We start from the raw sequence: 21,327 nt of genomic DNA, 5'->3' as shown, positions 1-21,327 counted from the left end.
AGGCATAAAAAGAAGAACAGGGGCGGTGTGTATCTAGAAAGTATATCTAGTGCTGACTGCATTATGTAAAGTCACGGTTGACTTGTCCCGTAAGACGAAAGAGTTTGCGATTTCTAAACTATAAATCGTGCGTAAAAAACACAGTAGAGATGTACGGCATCAACTCGGCATGGCTGTAAATCAGCCTTTGATTCAAAAAGGAGGACAATATGAATCAAATAAAATCAACTAGTGAGGTTACACTCACTGACTTAAGACGACTAGGTTTGCAAGGTGATGCAACTGCACGGCTTGCAAGTGGTGAAGAAATGAAATTAACTAGTAAGTATGGTCTTATTCCCAAAAAAGGGTATGTGGCAGGAAAACTTCAAACCGTTGAAATGATTGCAGAATACTCTAAAATCTATAGAGATATACGCACCATTAAACGTGGAGATATTTTAGTTGCCAGACGAATTAAGCAAGGTAATAAAACTATCTTACAGCTAACCGGTAAAGGTTATCACAGACCTAGCGGTAAAATTTAACAGATAGAGTCCTCATCTATCTGTTTTGGGGAGCAAGGAATTGTTTCTTTGTTGCTGAAAGCAGATAGGTGATGTTATGAAAAGGTGAAGAAATGAGTATTATACAGATAATATTTACAGTTATTCTTTTAGCCTCTGGGATTCTAGTATATATGACTTTTATCCCAAATAAATTGTCTGATAAAATCTCACGAGAACTAAAAGACTATTCAAATAAGCATTGTTTTAAGTAATATCAAAAAGGAGAAATCAAATGGAAATGATGAAAGAAGTAAAAAAAGTTTTATTAGCTAGCGCAATCGCAACAGCAGCAGTTGGAGCAACAACTCAAGCTTCCGCAGAAGAAGTAAAGCCTTCAGAGCCAAATTCAGGTAATCAACAGAAGACAGCAACTAAAAAAACAGTTACAGAAACTGATGTTGCTATCTCCCAAGCAGATGTGGTTCAGGCAAATACAGTTGTAAAAAAACATGAGGAGATTGTAAACACAGCTCAAAATGAGGTGAACAATGCTAAGAAAGCAGTTGATGAAGCTACAGAAACTGTTACTCAAGCGGAGAAAGTAGTCAAGGAAGCTACTCCAAAAAATATCCAGGATGCAAAAGAAGATGTCTCTACAAAAGAAATTGCTGAGAAGAAGGCTAAAGAAGAACTGACCTCTGCTGAAAAGGAACAAAAGCTAGCTGAAAAGAATGTTACTGATCAGGAAGCAAATGTCAAAGAAGCTACGAGAAAGCTTGATGACAAAACAAAAGAAGTTACAGATGCAGAACAAATTGTAGCCGAAAAACAAGCTATTTTAGACGGAACTGGAGTTGCGGGTATTGTTGCTAATGCTGAAGCTGCTGGGCGAAACTTGGAAATGAGTGAAAAAGCTGAATCACAAGCTCGACAAGAGTTGGAACTTGCTAAAAAAGCAGATGAACAACGTGATTCTAAGTTGAAACAGGCAGAAGAAGAGGTAACGAGTACAGAAGCAACTAGGTTGGTGAAAGCGCAGGAACTAGTTCAAGCAACCACTCAAGCTACTAACGCTGAAAATCAGTATCAAGTAGCTAAAGAGAATCTATCTAAGGCTCAAAGTGTTCTGGACAGTTTGACAACGACTTCGATCACTTATCCTGCTGGCTATGTAGAAGCATTAAAGGCTTACTTCAATAATCCCACTGAAGAAAATTCAAATAAGTTACAAGAAATTGCCAAGAGAGGTATGACTGCTGCTGGATTTAGCTCACCAGATGGTGGTGAGACTTATTACAGTAATCCAACTTCTCCATTTAAGCAGAGTGAGGCCGATAAAAAGACGGTTATTGCTGATGTCAACCATTTATCTGCTGAAATTCAAGATGAACTTGCCATTTTCAATGCACATTTGATTAATGATTTCCGTCAATTGATGGGAACCGATGATATTCCAGTTTTAGTGAATCGAGATATGCAGAAAGTGGCACAGAAAGCAACTCAGCTATCAACTAATCAGTATGGGCATGACCTAGATGCTTTGAACACCGTAGCGAAAGAAGTTGGTTTGAATCAAGGGAATCAAGGTCTACTTGCTGAAAATATTGGCTTTCAAAATGCAGATGATGTAGTCACATTAGCTGATCTGAAACAACAGGCATACAACAACATGGTTATGATGCTGTTTTATGATAAGCACGCTGATTGGGGCCATGCTTTAAACTTTTCAGGGCTTGATCGTAAGTCAGTCACGCTTCAATATATAGGTGTAGCAACCCGAAAGACAGATCTTGGTTTAGTTGCGATGCACTATGTTGGAACAGATTCTAAAACAATTGATTTGCTGAAAAATGGTTTCCATCAAGAAGTTAAAATTGATACTAAGAACAATCTAGCTAGTCTTCAGGAAAGAATTCAAGTAGCTAGAAATTCTGTGGCACAGGCTCAGGATACTTATGATACTGCGGAAACGAATCGTAAGGATGCACAAGCTAGAAAAGAACAAGCACAGACAGAATATACTCAAGCAGAAGTTACTGCGCAAAATGCAGTGACTAATCGTAATGATATTCAGAATATTGCTTTAAAAACTCCTGAAGCAGAAGCTAAATTAAAGCAGGCGGAAGCAAACCTTAAAAAAGCTAGTTTAGAAAATAAACAAGCGCAAGAGGCTTTGGAACAGTTGAATGCGGACGTACAAAATAAACGTGAAGTACTTGCGTTAGCTAAAGATAAACTAGCTGAAAAACAAACTGAATGGAAATCACTGAATGAAGCTTTGACTGCGGAGAAAGAGGCATTATTAGCTAAACAAGGTGAACTTACTCGAATTAAAGAACTTGTTCTCAATCGTCAAGCTTTACTTTCAGAATCAGCTGAAGCCTTGAAAGCATCAAAAGAGCGAGTGGAAGTTTTGAAGAATGCCCCACAACTCTTAGAAAAGGCAAAAGTTAATCTTGAAGCTGCTCAAGAAGTTTTGAAAGAAAAGAAATCCGTTCTTGAGTTAGCACTAGAAAAACTAGAAATTGCAAAGGCAGAACAAAGAAAGGTATTAGAGGCTCATAAAGAGTTGTTGTCGGCTTATCGTGATTATCTAGAAGCACAACAAGAAATTGAGCATCAAAAAGAGTTGACTGTTCAAAAAGCAAGTATTGAACAAGAAGGAACCCAATCTACTCCAGTTCTTCAAAATGGTAAAACTGCGAAGTATGTACATGAACAAGTGGCAAAAGTCAAAGATCCAGTTTATCAAGCACCAGCTGCAACATACGAATTACCTAAGACGGGAGAAAAATCTTCTAGTCTCTGGTTATTGGGAATGGTAACTGTTTCACTTTTAAGTCTGTTGAAAATCAAACGAGAATCTAAGGAAAATTAAATTTATTAAAGTCATCAAGGTTTCTTGGTGACTTTTTGGTTGGAGGAAAAATGATAATTGTATATTTTAGAGCAAGAGATCCATCAATTATATTCGTTAGAAAATATTCCAATGAACATTTAGAAAGGCGATACTATGAAAAAAACATTTAGCTATAGAAAATATGGAAAACGTCTATGTTCTGTAGCACTAGGACTCGTTGCAGTTGGGCTTGTCGGTTCGGCAATAGCTCAAGCAGATGAATCCAAAAGTGAATCTTCAGTAAAATCAGCTACGACTGAAAAAACAGAGCAGAAGGATACAGAATCCTCTGGGGGTGACGAAAAAAAGGTTAGCAATAATAAATCCGACAAATTCAAGGATTTGGAAAAGACCAAAATTGAAATTGAAAAGGTCAAGAAAGATGCGCCTAAGGTTAAAAATCCTAATCCAGAACCAGTTGATCCTAAACAACCTGATTTTTCTCCAGAACAAAAAACTACTGAAAATACAGTAGTAACTGGTGAAGATAAAGCAGGATCTAATGAGCTTCAGTTTAAGACAAAAGCTCCTACAAATACGAGCACAACAAATGAAATTGCTCCTCTTACGACTGTCCATGTATATGACTACTCTAGTTCGTATGCCGGTAAAGTAAAAGATTCACTTCGTTTGAGTAAGAAGATTATCGAAGCCAATAAGAACCCAGATAGTCGTCATATCATCCAATTATATCCTGACAATTACGGACAAAGTTCGTATCATGCCAGTACTAAAAAGGTTATGAACGACACTAAAGGAATTTCTTCAACTCTTCTAACAAAACAAGAAGCACTTGAAATTATTGATAACTTGTTGAAAATTAACGCACCATCAGAAAAAGATCCTACTTACCAAAACTATGGTCAATACTTCCAAGGCTTGGCAAATGCAATGGGTGCACATCGTTACATTGATGAATCTGTAGATGTGGTTGTTCCTTTTGAAGAAATTGTAGAGAAAATCACTAAATCTTCTGATACAGTCTCAGTTATCCAATACACTGATGGTTGGATGGATAAAGGTAAACCAGAAGAAATGGACAAATCTTTCGCAGAGTGGGCAAAACGACGGGCTAAGACCTTTATGTCAGTTGTAAACCGTAATCAGGTTACAGATAACGACACTAACTCTATGCGTTCAATTGAGCAAATGAAAGAATTGGGTCATCCTAATATCTACGATATGACTGGTAAAGACAAGTCAATTGTAGATGCTGAAGTGGTTAAACAGTTCATGGAAACTGCAACTATTAAAGTACAAACCTCTAAGGGCGCAGATCAAACAGCTCAAGTTGCCATCGGTGGAGATGGAATAAAAATCACTAAGGCTTTGTTAAAAGGTGGTAAAGTCAATAAAGAATTACCGGTCAAAGATGGGAAGGTTGATTTTTCAGAAAAACTACCTGATGGTGATTACTCAATCGTTTATAGCTTTACTGGAGAAGGTACTGCAACAGGTACAGTGTCACTAGATGGAAAAGAGGTAGCTAAGAAATCTGATTCTATCAAAAACGAAGGTGGAGCTGTTACTGCTGATTTCCGAACAGCGGACGGAAAAGAAATTCCTGGGCAAAGCGATATCACAATTATCGAAGCTGGTAAGGAAATTGGTAGTGAATGGAAGGCAACTGAAGTTAAGAAGGAATTGACCGTTGATGGTGAAACCTATGTATTGACTGGTGAGCCTAAAGAATCTTCTGGAAAAGTTACTAAGGACACTGTTAAACTACATTATCTGTATGAAAAGAAACCAGCAGATAAAAAGGTTTATTCTTTAACAGTCAAGGTTCTGAATGCTTTAACGAATGAGCAGATTGATCAGGATATTCTTGTAGCTAAGGGATTCTCTGGAGATGATTATGATATCAAAGCTCCGACTGTTGATGGATTTGAAGTTACCCTTAAAGAAGGCGAAGAGAAAGGGAAGTTTGCTGAAAATGACCTTTTGCTGACTTACTTGGCACATGAAAAAGGCGAGGAAGTTAAAGCTATCTTTGTCAACGAAAAGGGCGAGGAAATCAAGAATTCTGAAGTTATTTCCAAAGCTGGAGAGCTTGTAGGTAAAGACTGGAAATTTGATCGTGATGTTGAAACAGAAATTACAGTTAAAGATACAACTTATGTTTTGAAGGCAGTTCCAGAAGAGTTGGAAGGGAAGGTTTCTTCGGATAAACAGACACTTAAGTTTGTTTATAAAGAAAAAGAGAAACCGGCTGAGCCAAAGAAAACGGAAGAAAAAACTGCTGAACCAAAGAAGGAAGAACCTAAAAAACTTCCTAAAACTAGTGCTGTAAAGGATGTATTGAATGGATAATAAAAAAGGAGAATGAATGAAATTTAATAACGAGACACAAGCAATCGGTTCAATCCGAAAAACAAGACGATGGGGAACGTGTGGAGTAATTCTTGGTCTAGCTGCCTTGGGCTTGATGACTAGTCCGGTTAGAGCAGATGAACGAACTGAAAATCCAGCCACAAATGCTCCCTATGCACAGACGAATCCAAGTAGTATTTCTACAGATAACCAAGGAAAGAGTGAAGAAAAAACAGGTTCATTAGAAGTTTCTATTTCACATTCAGGTTTAGATGAAACTGTTAAAAAGGCACAGGAAGCTGGGGTGAATGTAGAATTTGATTCTGTAGTAGATAAAGGTACAGCGAGTTCGGCTTCTGAGTTGGATCAAAAGCAAAAGGAAGTCGAAAGCGATTATCGAACACAAGCGGATAGTATTGCGGAAACTACTAAAAAATATCTCGAAGATAAAAAACAGAATCAAGCGGAACGTAAGAAAATCCAAGAAGAAAATGCTGCAACGAAAGAAAAATATCAAAATGATTTAGCTTCTTATCAAGCTGAAGTTGAGCGTATCAATCAGAATAATTCGAAAATTCGTGAAGAGAATGAAAAAAATCAGCAGGCTAATCAGGCAGAAATTGATCGTATCAATCAAGAAAATGCAGAAATCCGAAAACGAAACGCAGCTAAGAAAGAAGCTTATGAAACTTCTTTGACAGATTATAAAAATAAGTTAGCAGCTGTTAAAGCTGAGAAAGAGGCAATTCAAACAAGTAAGCCTTTATTCGGATCTGATACGGGTTTCAAAGTCTATGGAGGCTTTAACTCATCTGGTCGTGGTAGCTTGGCATATTATAATGACTTTACAGTAGTACCAGACGATGACCTCAGGGTAGAAAGTATGGAAGGATTTTTGGGATATCATGCAGATACTTATGTAACGGGAGCTACTGGAACTCGAGTTACTAAAGATGGTGCAGGAGAGTTTGATGTGATCCAAAATCCTACTGTTGGAACTACATTTTATATTCATAATATCGGCACACTTACAGATGGTAGAAAAATCATGGCAAAAGTTAGGATTTCTGATTTAGGCGACTATCAAGGTGAGGTGCGAAATGGTATTCCTGTAACAGATCCAAATATCTACCTCAAGAGTGGAGATGGTGGTAGTTTTTATGTAAAATATAACAATCATACCCGTCTGGAGTTAACTTATGATTTTTATGTAGAGGAAACATCAACGCCAATTTCTCTTTTAATCGGAACAGTTATCACAGATGTAGATTGGGGACAAGGTTCAAATCTGAGTTATGGTTCATCTGGTCGTGGGGTAGTTATTAATTCAAGAGATTCTGGGCTTAATTTTGATGGTCGAGTTATGAAAGGAGTAGAAGATGCAGTTGATGCTTCTTCAGATATTCCAAGAGGATCTTTTGCTTCGGTAGGATATGGCTCTAGTATGACCTACCTCCATACTTCTTCTCCAGGCTCAACAGAGGGAAGAACACCATACGAATGGGATCAGGTGAATGCGAGTGGAAATAATCAGGGTGTTGTTTTTACTATTCTGGGAGAAGGAACAGAGTTGAAAAAGATTTCTTTCGTGCCAAAACCTGCTGCCGTAACATACGAGAAGGAGACTCCTCTACCAAGTTCCCCAAAAGGAAAAGTAGAGGAAGCACTACCACCAAAACCGAAGGAGCCAAAGGAAAAAGAGATCCCGTCTTCGTTGCCAGCTCCAACTGTTAGAGTTAGATATGCACGTCTCCAAGCAGTGCCTGACCTAGAGAAGTTTGTAAAGAATTCTGCAGGTGAATCTATTGATAAAAGCTATGTGCCTAAGCTTTCAACAGTACAGTGGGAATTAACAACTAAGCCTCTTCCAGCTAATCGTGAAGCTATTACAGACTTTGAAATTGTAGATGCATTACCTTCAGGTTTTGTACTAGATGTAGAAGCTTCAAAGAAGGCTAGTTCAGATTTTGAATTAACTTATGACGAATCAAGCCATGTTGTTCGGATGAAAGGCTTAGAAAGTTTGAAATCTAAGCTTAATCAAGATTTAAGTAAAGAAGTGCTAGTTCCAGCTCCAATTTTAGTAGGTAAGGTTACGAATGATGGGGCAACTTATAAGAACAATTTCCAATTAAAGATCAACAATAAGTACGAAAGTTATTCAAATATTGTTCAGGTTTCAACACCAGGTAAACCGAATGATCCTGACAATCCAAATAACAACTTAATCAAGCCTCTCAAACACAATCATAATAAGGATGGTGTTATCATTGATGGTAAAACAGTTCTAGCTGGTTCAACTAATTATTACCATATAACTTTGGATTATGATCAGTACAAGGGGATTAAGGCAGATCCATCTGCTATTCTAAAAGGCTTTGGTGCAATTGATGATTATCCAGAAGAGGCAGTGACTATTAATCAATCAGGTATTCGTTACATTGATAGCGAAGGAAATGAAGTTTCTGGAATTTCAGTGTATCAGTACGATTCTATCGAAGCTGTTGATAATGATAAGGTTAAAGCCTTTCTAGATAATTCTGAAATTAAGCCTAAGGGAGCTTTCCAAGTATTTTTAGTGGATGATCCAGAAGCCTACTATAACCAATATATCAAAGCAGGAAAATCTGTTACAATTATTGATCCAATGGTAACTAAGGAAGAACTACGAAATACAGGAAAATCTTTTGAGAATACGGCTTACCAAGTTGATTTTGGTAACGGATATCAAACTGATACAGTTGTAAATAATGTTCCTACTGTTAAACCAAGCAAGAAGAATCTGAACAAGGCAGGTGTCGATATCGATGGGAAACAAGTCTTGGCAGGATCTGTAAACTACTACAAGGTAACTGCAGATTATAGCCAATACAAGGGCATTGAAGTAGATAAAGAACGTATTGGTAAAGGCTTCTACATTGTTGATGATTATCCAGAAGAAGCTGTTACGATCAATCAAGATGGTGTTCAAGTGACTGATTCTAAAGGTCAAGTGGTTAAAGGTTTGAAAATGGCTCTTTATGAAAGCCTAGAAAAGGCCCCATCAGGTGTACAAGAAGCCTTGAAGTCTAGCAATTTCACTCCGAAAGGAGCGATTCAAGTATTTGAGGCTGAGAATCCAGAGGAATTCTACAAGACCTACGTTCAAACTGGAGAAGTTCTGACGATTACTAATCCAATGACTGTTAAGAAGGAATTGGGTCAAACAGGTGGTAAGTATGAGAATACAGCCTACCAAATTGATTTTGGGATGGCCTATGTAACTGAAACAGTAGTCAATAATGTTCCAAAGATTGAACCGAAGAAAGATGTAGTGATTGACCATCTAAGCAAAGAAAGTTTGGATGGAAAAGAGGTCAAGATGAATCAAACATTTAATTATAAATTAGTTGGTTCCTTGATTCCAAAAGATCGCTCAGAACAGTTGTTTGAGTATAAATTTAGCGATGATTACGATGAAACACATGATGATTATCAGAGTGTTTATCAAGTGTTTGCGGCTGTAGATTTTGAAACAAGTGATGGCCAAAAATTCAAAGCTGGTGATGAATTAACTAAGTTCACAAGTCAAGTAGTAGACAAGGCTAAAGGTAAAGTAGATATTAGCTTTGATGATACTTTCTTGAAGTCAATTTTAGAGACATCAGAGTTTCAAGCAGAAGTATATCTACAAATGACACGTATTCAGTCAGGAACAGTAGAAAATACTTACTATCATACAGTTAACGGTGTGGAAGTTGTTTCCAATACGGTTGTGACTCATACTCCAGAAGAACCAAAACCGGAAGAACCGAAAAATGAAGAGCCAAAACCGGAACCAAAACCGGAACCAAAACCAGAGCCAAAAACTCCTGAAGAACATCCGCAACAACCAGTAACTCAGCCAGAACGAAGCTTACCTTCAACAGGGGAGAAGGATTCTGCAGATTTACTATTAGCTGCTCTAGCAATGGGAAGTGTTGCTACAGGCTTGCTCTACAGCAAGCGCAAGAAAAAAGAGGCTTAGAATAGTCTAGGAACCTTTGAAATCAGCTATTTTTATGGTATAATAACGGTAAATTATGGAGGAGTAGGATTATGAAATTTGGGAATGATTTTTCCTGGTTATGGGTAGCTATCATTAGAATTTTTACAGCTCCATTTTATATCGTTCTTTGGTGTATTAATGTTGTAAAATCCACTATTGGTATGTTTATTCTGTGGGTTATAGCTAAAATATGTATAACAATCGTATTGATTGGGGGAATGGCAATCATTCATCATCTATTCAATTTCCCAAGCGAAAACATAATTGATAATATTTTTGGATGGTATACACCGCATATTTTAGGAATGCCCCATGATTCACTTATTACTGCTGGTCAAGTGGTTGATGCACCAAAAGGAGGAGGGTTATTTTTCCCATATCCGAATTTTGAAGTTCCAATTATTATTGGCCTCAGTATTCTAGTAGCTACTGTTCGGACGATTTATCGTGAAGAATTTGAAGAATTATAAAAATAGTATTGTGTTTGGCACTGTAGAAATCTCTGCAGTGCCTTTTGTTATAAAAAAATGAAATTAAAAGAGGTAAAACAAAATGGAAATCATTACAAAAATTATTACTGGTCTAGGCGTAGTTGGAACAATTACAGGTCTTATTTGGATCTGGAATGGTTCAGTTGACTATATCCAAGGAAGAAAGAATAAAGATAAGCAAAGACAAGATGATGGTTCTGATTCTATGATTAATGGTGCATTTTTGGCCGTGGCTTCTGCAGGTATTGCTGCAGCAGTCGTTGCATCACTATCCCAACTAAAATTTTAGGAGTAGCCTATGAATTTAGATATTAGAGAGCTAACAAGCTCTCTTTCTAGTTATAGCTCTGCTACAAATCAAGCTGTAAATATGATGGCTGATGCCGTCAGACCTATTGGGTATATCCTTTTAGGTCTTTTTTTCTGGTTTGAAATGGCATCATGGTCACAAATGGTCAAGTCGAGGGGAGGTGCATTAACACAGAAGATTTGGTTAGAGGCTTTAATGAAATACTTATTTGCTTTCATTATGATCTCTGCCTCATCTCAAATTTGTGATGCGATTCTGGAATTGCTTAATATTGTTGTAAAAGTGATTGCTCATGTAACACCTACTGTTAAAACAACCATTGATTCTAATATTTCTGGTGGGAAAGGAATATTTGAAAAAACTATCATTACTTTAGTCGGGAAAGCTGTAAGTGGAGTGGCTAACATTATTCTAGGAATTATTGTTTTCCTACGTTACTTGGATTTGTATATGCTTAAAGCTATAGCTCCATTGTTAGTAGCGTTCTTTATGATGGACTCGTTACGATCTGTTACGATTAATTTCTTGAAATACTTTGCGGCCTCTGCCCTTATTGGTGTCATCCTGATTATTGTTTCTGTTGTATATGATTCGATTGTTGCAGCAGATATCCTAAAGGTTACGACCGGTTCCAGTGATTCCTGGGGAACAGCCTTTGCTTCAATTGCTAAGGGGGTTATCTATATTTTTGTAATGGTTGGATCTAGTCGAAAAGCTAAGCAACTTTTAGGAGTGTAATCCATGTCTAGAATAATTAGAATTGATCGATCTTATTTTATATGAAAGGAAAATAATTGAAAAAAATTGGATCAGAATTTTTAAGAGAATTTGAAACAGAGGACAGACCGATTTTATTTGGATTAACAGGTAGAATGATTGTTCTCTACGTATGTTTGCTAATAGCTGTTTCAGGGACAATTACGATATATTTCTTTGGTTTACCTGATTGGTACATTTATCTTTGGGATGCTATATTTGTAGTTCCTGGGGCAATGTACGGTACGGGTATGACTAAGCGAATGCGGATTAAAGAAAAAATCAATTTCTTTTTCCGGATCCAACAAAGAAGCTATGAGACAGAGTTTGGAAAGGTAGGAATTTATACGAAAGATGAGTTTATTCAAAAGCAAAAGAGAAAAACTAGAAAACGCAGAAAAGAAAAGAATTGAGCGCTTGCGTCGTCAGATGAAGCCAACGACACAAAATACAATCAATTATACACTTCTACATGAAGATGGATTGATGCACATTGCACGTGAAAAGTATTCTCGTAGCTTCATGCTGGGGGATGCTTCTTACTCAACTGCTCAACAAGATGAAAAAGAGAGCATCATCGATACAACGATGGATGCTCTTAATTCACTGGATGAGGGCAGTAACTATCAACTCTTAGTAATTAACCGTAGAGTATCGGATAACTCCTTACAGAATATCTTGTTTGAAGAAACAAACGATGGCTACGATGACTATCGTGAAGAGCTAAATGAGATGATTAAGGAGCGATTTACGACACACGCTAACAACTTCGAGGTACATAAGTATGTGACCATTTCAACGAACGCTGATGATCGAAAACAGGCGCAGTTGTTACTACAAGATATTGGAGTTTCCCTGGGAACACAATTTCAGGAAGCTGATATTACATTTAAGGAAATGAATGGTCTGGATCGTCTGAAGGTCTTCTCAGAACTATTACGAGGAAACCCGTATGTCAATTTTGATTATCGAGAAATTGCTCTATCTGGATTATCAACGAAATCATTTATCGCTCCGAACCGAATTGAGTTTCAAGAAAAACGTATGATTATTGATGATAGTTGGGCCAAGGTACTCTATGCCCACCGATATCCTAACTGGATGTCTGATCGTCTCATTCGTGATTTAACGACACTGGGATTTGAACTAGCCATTACTATCCATGCAGAACCCTATGAGAATGTTGAAATCTTAGAGAAGATTGACGATGCAGAAACAGATGCTGAAATTGGGAAGCTACGTTCTAAACGTAAGGCTGCTCAATCTGGTATTTTTGATGATGCAGTGGTTGCTGGTCGTGACCAAGAAATCTCAGAAGCTACCAAGAAGTGGCGAGATGAGATTACTGAGTATGATCAGAAAATCTTTTCTGGTTTGATTGCAGTGTATTTTAAGGCAGATAGCCAGGAGGAACTACAACGTAATGAGCAGAAGATTAAGCGTGCTGGACGGAAGCTAGGGGTAGAATTTGAAGACCTCTATTATTACCAGGAAGAGGCTTTAAATACGATTCTACCTATCGGTGAGTGCTTCGTAAATGTGAAGAAGAATTTCATGAGAAAGATGACAACAGCTAATATTGCTACGCAAGTTCCATTTACTAACGTGGATTTAAAGTCTGACAGCTCACTTGCTCGCTACTACGGCCAAAATCAGTTATCAAACAATATCATTACACTGGATCGAAAACGTGATTTGAATACGGGTTCAGGTGTTGTGCTTGGTTCCTCTGGTTCTGGTAAATCTACTACGATTAAGGGTGGAGAAGTCATTCCAACTTTGCTGAAATATCCAGAAGATCGAGTAATCATTGTGGATCCCGAAGATGAATATTCTGATATTGGTCGTGCTTTCGGTGCTCAGATGGTGGATATTTCGATTGGTTCTAAAACACATATCAATCTCTTAGATCTACCAGATCTGGATCGTTTGGACGATGAGGATGACGATCCGATTGGAGATAAAGCAAACTTGTTGATGGGATTATTTGAATCGATTCTATCTGAGGTAACAGATGCACAGATTGGGATTATTGACCGGGTAACAGGTGTGACTTATGAGCGCTATTTGACAGATGATTCCACTCCAACGCTGAAAGAGTGGCACCAGGTATTGATGGAACAACCAGAGCCAGAAGCTCAAGATTTAGCTTTGGCGGTAGAAACCTATACAAAAGGTTCTCAAGATATTTTTGCTCACAATACAAACGTGGATCTTAATCATCGCTTTGTTATCTTTAATCTGAAAAAGTTGTCGCACAAATTGAAGCCGTTCGCATTGATGGTTATTCAGGATTATATCTGGAATCAAATTGTAGAGAATCAAGGGAAATGTACTACATGGGTTTACTTTGATGAGATGCAGATTCTATTTAAAAATAAGGCTCAAGCAGACTTCTTTACTACGTTATATTCACGTATTCGGAAATACGGTGCGATTCCAACAGGAATTACCCAGAACGTAGAAACGTTAGCTGCTGTTGAAGAAGGTCGAAAATTGCTCTCAAACAGCGAGTTCATGATTTTACTTAAACAAAAACCCCAGGATTTGGCTATCTTAAAAGAGATTGTTAACTTGACTGACAAACAGATTCGCTACTTGGCTCGACCAAAAGCTAAAGGTACTGGCTTAATTGTAGCAGGGCCAGTTGTAGTGCCATTTGAAAATCCAATACCTAAGAATACTAAGTTATATAACTTAGTTGCAACAGACGCTTAGGAGTCTCACTATGGATCAGGAGAAAGGCAGACCAAAAACAATCGGTCATAAGATAGATCAGAAGCTGGAAACAGTCCGGAAGAATTACCGCACTGTTCAACAAGATAGTGCTATGCGAATGAAAGAGCTAAAGTCACAATCACGTTCTACGAATCGCATCGTTAAGAATAGTCATAAACAATTTAGAGCTTCAAGAGCCAAAGTCAAAAAAATCCAAAAAGAGTATAAGAATATCCAGAAACAGGGAAGAGAGCTTCGGAAAGAAGGGAAGGGCCTTCGTCCAGAAGAAATCAAGAAGCAGGCTTTTCTTAAGCAGAAATTGGATAAGAACAATAAAAAACAAGCCTTCCTTAAGCAGGAATTAGATAAGGCGAAACTGGAGAAAAAAACTTCTAAAAGAACTTTTAAAGTCGCTCAAGAGGCTAATGGTGGATCACGGAAGAAGAAGTTTCTTCGTGCAGCCAAACAATCTGTAGAACGAGTTGCTAATCAACAGGCTAGTTCTACGGCTCATCAGGATGATACCCTTTCAGATATAGCACGAACTAAGAATCAGTATCAGGATATTCAGATTCAAGGAAAACGTATTAAAACGATTGGGAAATATAGTGGTAAGCTTGGTCAAGGAGTTGTTAAATCAAGCTATAGCCTAGGAAATAGATTCTATAATAAGGCTAATGGAAGAGGCTTCACTCGAACCCCAAAAGAGTTTTCTTGGGAAGGGAAGTTATCCCGACAGATACAGGCTTATAGAAATCGCTTAGCTGCTTCTAAGACAGGGAAGGCTGCTAAGAAGGCTAGAAAGGTCTATCGTTTTGGATCTAAACCGATTAAAGCTATTATCAAAAATCCGCTTGGCTTTAAGGCTTATCTGATTGCTTTTGGTCTGCTTTTGTTTCTGGCAATACTTGGTATTGGTAGTTCAGGAATTACCCGTCAGGATGAGTTTGATATGAATGATACCTGGTTGTATCTTTCAAAATTGGATCGTGAAAAATCTAATGATAAGGTAGATTATTGGACAAAAATTGATGATCCGCTTTTGTACTTGAATTATAAGTATGATGATATTTCAGATAAACTTCGTATAGACGGGAACAAGTATTTTTCGCAAAATACTCGTGGGAAACTATACTTAGATACCTTATGGAAGAATTTGAATGGGGATAAAGATAATCTTAAAACAATGGAAGATCTTTATACTAAAAATGACCTTTACAAGTTGAGTGAGGATGAGTTAGAAGAGTATAAAGAACTCTTAGAAATTGCTCGAGATAGCGGAAAATATATGTTGCTACAAGAGCTAGACAATCCATTTTATACAGAAGATCAGCCTGAATCAGAAGCTCCCCTTCAGATTATTGAGCGTTTTGGTTATAAAACTACGAAGGAAATCTTTAATGGTTCTGTTTTGCAGGCCACAGGTGGACAGGCTTTACTAGCTGTTTTAGATGGGAAAGTCGAAGTCAATGGTAATGATCTAGAAATCAGTGATGAGAATTCCAAGTTTCTGTATAAGAACGTAGATACGATTCGTTACAAAACAGGAGATCATGTTAAATCTGGAGATATCATTGGAAAGGTCGCATCTGAAGGTAATCAAACGGTCTATTATCAAAAACTAGAACCTGATCGATCAAATAAGAAAGATAAAGATGGTAATGTTGAAAAGAGTTGGACTTATGTCAATGTCGGCTTTTACTTCCAGCGTGTAGAGTACACACAAGCAACGTCTGTCGTTAGCAGTATTGAAACATCTGGAGAGAAAGGAAAACGTGCGAGAGCTTTTGCAGATGCGATTAAAAAGAATATACCGGAGGCAACCGATGAAGGGATTGCAGCCGTTTTGGGAGGATTTGATATTGAGAGTTCCATCACTTTTAAACGCTATGAAACAGACTTTCTAACCAATAATCAATTTGATAAGGTTGCTAAAGAGCCAACTGCAGAAAATCTAGTTGGTAACTGGGATGCCTTCCAAGCTATGTATCCGAATCTGCGTTTAAATAAAGGAGGATACATGGTCAATGGTTTACACTATATTGGAATTGGGATTGGTCAATTTACTGGCCCTCGTGCTCTTGCATTGTGGAATTTTGCAAAAGAGATGAATGGAGATATTTGGTCTGCGGAAGTTCAAACTAAATTTCTATTAGAAGCAGATGATCCAATTAGACGAGAAGCTTTTAAAAGAATTGTAACCTCAACAGGTTCCGTAGAAGCTCTTGCAGAGGACTTTTTGAATGCTTGGCTAGGAGTACCAGGTAATAAGCTTCTAGAGCGACAAACTGCAGCTCGTCAATGGTTAAATTTCTTAAAAAATAAAGGAGGAGGTTCAACAGGAGTTTCGAGTCAACAAGTTCCAGCAGAGTATAAGGATAAACTTCCGTATGGACTCCCTACCGATCAAGCAATTCTAGAGGGTCAAGGTTATCCAGGTAATGCCTATGCACTAGGAAATTGTACTTGGTATGTCTATAACCGTTTTGCTCAGATTGGAACTGGAATTTATCCATATTTAGGAAATGCCAATCAATGGGTTGATAGTGGTCAAGCTCAAGGATATGAAATTTCAACAACCCCTAAACCAGGTTCTGCAGTTGTATTCATGAATGGTGTAGCTGGAGCATCACCAATCTATGGTCACGTTGGATTCTGTGAGTACGTCAATAGTGATGGTAGCTTCTTAATGTCAGAAATGAACTTTGCTGGTTTATACCTAACGACTTGGCGAACCTTGACACCACAATCAGGCATCTATTTTGTTACCCCTAAATAAGAAAGGAAAAGAATGTATAATCAAAAGTTAATCAAAATGGTAAAGGGACTCCTTATCGGAGTCGCTGCCGTTTTATGTATTATCCTGGGCTATTCTATTGCTCAAGTACAACAGAATTTGAGACAGAATAGTCAAGTTCAGGAAGAGGCAAAGCAGAAACCAGAAGAGAAACAACAGGAACAACTATCTCTTACTGAACAGCAGGTCGAGGACTTTCTAATTGCTTACTATACCAAAAAGGATTTAGAAGAGAATCGTCCACGCTATAAGCCTTTCATGACGGATTCTATGTATCAGGAAACTGTTCAAGAGGAACAGAAACCAGTCAATCAGACCTATAAGGGGTATGTGGTTGACCAATCTTATGAATCAGGCTCTATCTACATTGATAAAACACATAAAGTTGCTTTAGCCCAGATTCAATATTCTAGCACAACCTTAGCAGAAAAAGATAATCGAGATTCTAAGGGCCTTGCTGGTATCACTAAGGCTACAATTCGATTGACCTATGTAGAACAATCAGGGAAACTATTGGTCAATAAAATTGAGCCTATTGTCTTGACTGAGGCAAAGGGGCAAAGTATAGGCACCTATTCAGATACTAGCAGTTCAAGCTCGACTCAAGTATCTTCTTCATCAACCACAACACCTACATCCTCTGAACAAACAACCGCAACCAGTAGTAACCAATAAGGAGAATTGAATGAATAAAAAAATAGAACAACTTGAAGGTAAGCTTGAGAAAGTGAGGAAAGACAAGGAAAAAGCGCAACGACAAAAAGAAGCAGCAGATGAAAAAATCAAGAATTACATAAATCAAGAAAAAGATTTGGAAGCGCAGCTTTTTGTGGCACTATCAGAAGAAAGTGGCTTATCCTATCAGGAAATGAAGGAACTTATTCTTCCAGCACAATCAAGTAACCAAGGAGTGAACCATGTATAAAATTATCAATCAACTGACTAATCAAGAGGAAACTTTTGAGTACCGAGATGAGTTATTATCAAGGCTAGAAATCATCAACGAGCGAATGAAGAGTAATAGAATAACCGGAACCTATCGGCTTTATTCTCTCAATTCTGAAGGTGAGATCCTACAAGAAGATAGACTCGAAATACCTTTTGTTGGAATTATTGATCAGTTGCTGGAAAATTTTGGTACGAGTGGTGGGAAGAAAAAAAGAGGTTTTCTACATTTTTTAGCAAAACATAAAGAAAAGAACTCCTCATTAGGAACACCAGAACCTCAACCACAACCCGAAATCCAACCGGAACCAGATCCTGAACTAGAAGATCTTACGGTAAAGAAAGAGGCAAATATAGCTCGTCAAAGAATTGCTGAGCTAGTTTCTCAGAAGCCTAAAGATGAGGTTAGAGAGGAAGTGACTTTGGAAGATAAAATTACCTATTCTTCTAGTGAATGGACTACAGATCATTTCAGTAGATTAGATGAAAATGAGGAAGAACGAGTAGAACCTTCACAAGATGAAAATACACAGGATGCAGCTACAGAAGAAGTAGCACCAGTTGTTGCTACATTTAGTCAGAAAGAGAATAAAACGCTTCCTAATCAAAAGGCTGAATCTTCCTTCTCTCTTTCTCATGCGACTACAGTAAATGTGACTTCAGAGGTTATTGATAGCTTTGAGGCTCAGACGGTTACTTATAAGCAATCTATTAAAAATAAAATCAAATCTAACGAAGATTTTATCAAGGAAGCAAATGAGGAAATTGCTCAGTGCCAAAAAAGGATCGATGAGTTGCAACAACAGATTATTGCGAAAGACTCTCAAGCTACTCAATTGAAGGATCTTTATTTCAAAATTGAAGAGGTGAGCTAAAATGGAACAAGAACAAGTTGTAGCCCAATTAGGACGGGCAACTCTTGTGACAGGAGAAGTAATCTTAAAAGGACTCTTCCTGGTGAGCTCTAAAGCAGTTGAAATGTATCAAGCCAGAGGAGAGAATGTAGTCTTTACTGGTGATACAGACTGGAATAAATTCATGGCAACAGCAGATGCAAAAGAAGTCCAGCAATTACTACATAATGAAGTCAATCTCGAGGCAGTTCGAAAAGAACTAGGCCAATACGGGATTGGCTTTTCTTTTTATACTCATCCAGATGGAAAGACAACCCTTGCTTTTAATGCAAAAGATAAAGGTGTTGTTGAACAAGCATTTAAGGATGTCCTAGAAGGCATCACAAGAGATCCTAAAGGATTCAATGAGCGAAACCTTAAAAATGGGAAAACAACTTCTTTTGAGGAGAAATTGCAACATTTCAAAGCTGTGGAACAAGAGAAAATCAATTCCCTCCAGGTAAACATTCATACGAAGGAGTTTGTTCTTCCGGAAAATATCGAACCACAGATTGGAGGGAAAATGAAGTGATTACAGAAAAGAAGAAACGGAGACTTAGACCATATTTGTTGTTAGGATTAGGCCTATTTTATCTCTTTCATTGGCTTTTTAAACTGTGGCTGTTAGCACCAGATACCGATTCAGTAACGGATGTATTTGGTCTTGGAAAGCTTAACTGGATGAGCGACCATCTGGGCGATAAATCTTGGTTTGATTTTCAATTCACACCAACTTCTTTATTGATTGGTATGAGTGGATTTCTGATTGCTTTTTTGCTGTATCTGAGAGTAACAGATACAGGTACGTACAGGTATGGGGAGGAACATGGATCAGCTCGCTTTGCAACTAAGGAAGAGTTGATGAGATTCCGAGATGAAGATCCTGAAAAGAATATGATCTTTACTCAAAATAGCCAGATGGGACTATTTAATAACCGATTGAGCTTTGAAAATCAGATTAATAAAAATATTTTGGTGTATGGTGGTACAGGGGATTCAAAGACACGTAGTGCTGTAAAACCAAATATTTTACAAGGAAATTCTAGTTTTGTAACCACAGATACCAAAGGAATTTTGATTCATGAAACAGGGAAGTCTCTTATAGAAAAAGGCTATAAGATGAAGATTTTTGATTTGATTACTTTCTTGAATTCAGATGGTTTCAATGTTTTTAGATATATTCATAATGAAATGGATATAGACCGAGTGGCAGAGGCTATTACAGAGTCTCTCAACAGAAATGGTCATGAGGGAGATCCTTTTTGGCCAGCAGCCAATAAACTCCTGATGCGTTCTCTAATTGGCTATCTTTATTTTGATGGTAAACTCGATCACTATCTGCCTAATTTAGGGCAGGTTACAGATATGATTCGAGAATTGAGAAGAAATCATCCAGAAGCGGAGAGTCCTGTTGAATTGATGTTTGAAGACCTGGAGAGAAGGAGCCCAGGGAATTATGCTAGTAGGCAGTGGGATCTATTCAATAAAAACTTTGATGGCCAAACACGGGCTTCTGTTTATGCTATCTTTGCAACAACCTTCTCAGTATTTGATCATGAGCAACTAAGAAAGATTATTGAAAAGGATACACTCGAGATTGAAAAATGGAATATTGAGAAAACAGCAGTTTTTATTCATATTCCAGAAGTGGATCCAGCTTACCAGTTCTTATCTGCCCTTCTCTTTAGTACCATTTTTGATGTGCTAATAAAAACTGCAGATGCAGTTATATTAGGTGAGCATCCAACAAAGACCAAGGAAGACTTATTGCATCTACAGGTGTGGGCGGATGAGTTTGGTCAGATTGGGAAGATTCCTAATTTACCACCAATTATCTCAGTTATTCGTTCTCGAGAGATTTCTATCAAGATGATGGTACAATCTCAAAGCCAGATTGAAGTATTATATGGTAAAGAAAATACTAAGACGATTATCAATAACTGTGGTGCTATTCTTTATTTAGGTTCAAATGACTTAGACACGCTTAAGTACCTATCTGAGCGATCAGGGAAGCAAACTCTGAATGATCAGAATTATAGTGAGAGCAGAGGAAGAAATGCCAGCAGCTCTAAGCAGAACTCTAAAATTGGTCGAGAACTGTTGACACCGCATGAGGTGGCCACGATTGGAACAACAGAAGCCCTACTCTTCCTATCCAAACAAAATGTCTTTCGAGATCAAAAATTTAACCTGGATACGCATCCAAGAGCCAATCTCCTAAGCAATGGCCCAAACGATGACAATTGGTATAGATATAAGCGCTATCTGAGCGATATTGATGAGTGGAAAGACCAGGTTGGGGAAGAAAATGTTATTCATATTGGAATTAAGGAAGTTGAGGAAGTTCCTCTCAGAGTTAGTTAGAAAGGATAAAGAATGAATACATTACCACAAAAACAATTTAAACGAATGAAGCGTGAAGTTGAGGAGGAGACTGCACGAGGGATTGGTTATTTTGAGGGGATTTTAGAACATATTCCTTCTTATCCCCTATCTGAAGCAGTAAAAGAATTGGCTTTAGCTGGTTGGATTACACCTCATACAGATGTCGTTGATGTCCAAAATATGATTGTTACAGAATCCATAAAATGGATGAATTATCAAGATTTCAAAAAAGTTGCTCCCTATTTATTTTCATATCCTCGAGAGCAAAGGGAGAAAGATTTATTGGTTCGACCAGTGAAGATTTC

At 37.8% G+C, this 21,327-nt stretch carries 15 protein-coding genes and 1 pseudogene; all 16 read left to right on the top strand.

What is annotated here, in order from left to right; all coding sequences use genetic code 11:
• Nucleotides 1-209: 209 nt before the first annotated feature.
• Entirely contained in the window at nt 210-527 is a 318-nt protein-coding gene (locus ADH31_RS05625; protein WP_049509453.1) for a hypothetical protein, read from the top strand.
• A 253-nt stretch (nt 528-780) separates the two neighbouring features.
• Entirely contained in the window at nt 781-3,366 is a 2,586-nt protein-coding gene (locus tag ADH31_RS05620; protein WP_049509451.1) for an SEC10/PgrA surface exclusion domain-containing protein, read from the top strand.
• A 135-nt stretch (nt 3,367-3,501) separates the two neighbouring features.
• Entirely contained in the window at nt 3,502-5,700 is a 2,199-nt protein-coding gene (locus ADH31_RS05615; RefSeq protein WP_049509449.1) for a MucBP domain-containing protein, read from the top strand.
• A 16-nt stretch (nt 5,701-5,716) separates the two neighbouring features.
• Nucleotides 5,717-9,706, top strand: coding sequence for an SspB-related isopeptide-forming adhesin (locus tag ADH31_RS05610; protein WP_049509447.1), 3,990 nt, complete (start codon nt 5,717-5,719; stop codon nt 9,704-9,706).
• Nucleotides 9,707-9,777: 71 nt separating this feature from the next.
• Nucleotides 9,778-10,197, top strand: a complete 420-nt coding sequence (locus ADH31_RS05605; RefSeq protein ID WP_049509446.1) for a hypothetical protein — start codon at nt 9,778-9,780, stop codon at nt 10,195-10,197.
• A gap of 82 nt (nt 10,198-10,279) precedes the next feature.
• A complete protein-coding gene (locus tag ADH31_RS05600; RefSeq protein ID WP_049503652.1) occupies nt 10,280-10,507 on the top strand; it encodes a hypothetical protein in 228 nt (75 codons plus the stop codon).
• 9 nt (nt 10,508-10,516) lie between these two features.
• A complete protein-coding gene (locus ADH31_RS05595; protein ID WP_049509444.1) occupies nt 10,517-11,266 on the top strand; it encodes a hypothetical protein in 750 nt (249 codons plus the stop codon).
• Between the two features lie 56 nt (nt 11,267-11,322).
• A complete protein-coding gene (locus ADH31_RS05590; protein WP_049509442.1) occupies nt 11,323-11,697 on the top strand; it encodes a hypothetical protein in 375 nt (124 codons plus the stop codon).
• On the top strand, nt 11,639-14,002 hold the full coding sequence (locus ADH31_RS05585) for a VirB4-like conjugal transfer ATPase, CD1110 family (RefSeq protein WP_049509440.1): 2,364 nt from the start codon (nt 11,639-11,641) through the stop codon (nt 14,000-14,002). The genes ADH31_RS05590 and ADH31_RS05585 overlap by 59 nt, the downstream gene beginning before the upstream one ends.
• A gap of 10 nt (nt 14,003-14,012) precedes the next feature.
• Nucleotides 14,013-16,781 (top strand): phage tail tip lysozyme, encoded by a 2,769-nt coding sequence (locus ADH31_RS05580; RefSeq protein WP_049509438.1) that lies wholly within the window; start codon nt 14,013-14,015, stop codon nt 16,779-16,781.
• A gap of 12 nt (nt 16,782-16,793) precedes the next feature.
• The gene (locus tag ADH31_RS05575; RefSeq protein WP_049509436.1) at nt 16,794-17,474 is read left to right on the top strand and encodes a hypothetical protein; all 681 of its coding nucleotides are present in this window, start codon (nt 16,794-16,796) and stop codon (nt 17,472-17,474) included.
• 10 nt (nt 17,475-17,484) lie between these two features.
• The gene (locus ADH31_RS05570) at nt 17,485-17,724 is read left to right on the top strand and encodes a hypothetical protein (protein ID WP_049509434.1); all 240 of its coding nucleotides are present in this window, start codon (nt 17,485-17,487) and stop codon (nt 17,722-17,724) included.
• The gene (locus ADH31_RS05565; protein ID WP_049509432.1) at nt 17,717-18,619 is read left to right on the top strand and encodes a hypothetical protein; all 903 of its coding nucleotides are present in this window, start codon (nt 17,717-17,719) and stop codon (nt 18,617-18,619) included. The genes ADH31_RS05570 and ADH31_RS05565 overlap by 8 nt, the downstream gene beginning before the upstream one ends.
• 1 nt (nt 18,620) lies before the next feature.
• Entirely contained in the window at nt 18,621-19,169 is a 549-nt protein-coding gene (locus tag ADH31_RS05560) for a DUF3801 domain-containing protein (RefSeq protein WP_049509430.1), read from the top strand.
• Nucleotides 19,166-21,001 (top strand): VirD4-like conjugal transfer protein, CD1115 family, encoded by a 1,836-nt coding sequence (locus ADH31_RS05555; protein WP_049509428.1) that lies wholly within the window; start codon nt 19,166-19,168, stop codon nt 20,999-21,001. The genes ADH31_RS05560 and ADH31_RS05555 overlap by 4 nt, the downstream gene beginning before the upstream one ends.
• 12 nt (nt 21,002-21,013) lie before the next feature.
• Nucleotides 21,014-21,327 (top strand): annotated as a pseudogene (locus ADH31_RS05550) (hypothetical protein); the annotation flags it as partial.

This window comes from Streptococcus pseudopneumoniae (assembly GCF_001072375.1).
Lineage (GTDB): Bacteria > Bacillota > Bacilli > Lactobacillales > Streptococcaceae > Streptococcus > Streptococcus pseudopneumoniae_L.
This window is presented reverse-complemented; position numbering and strand designations above follow the sequence as displayed.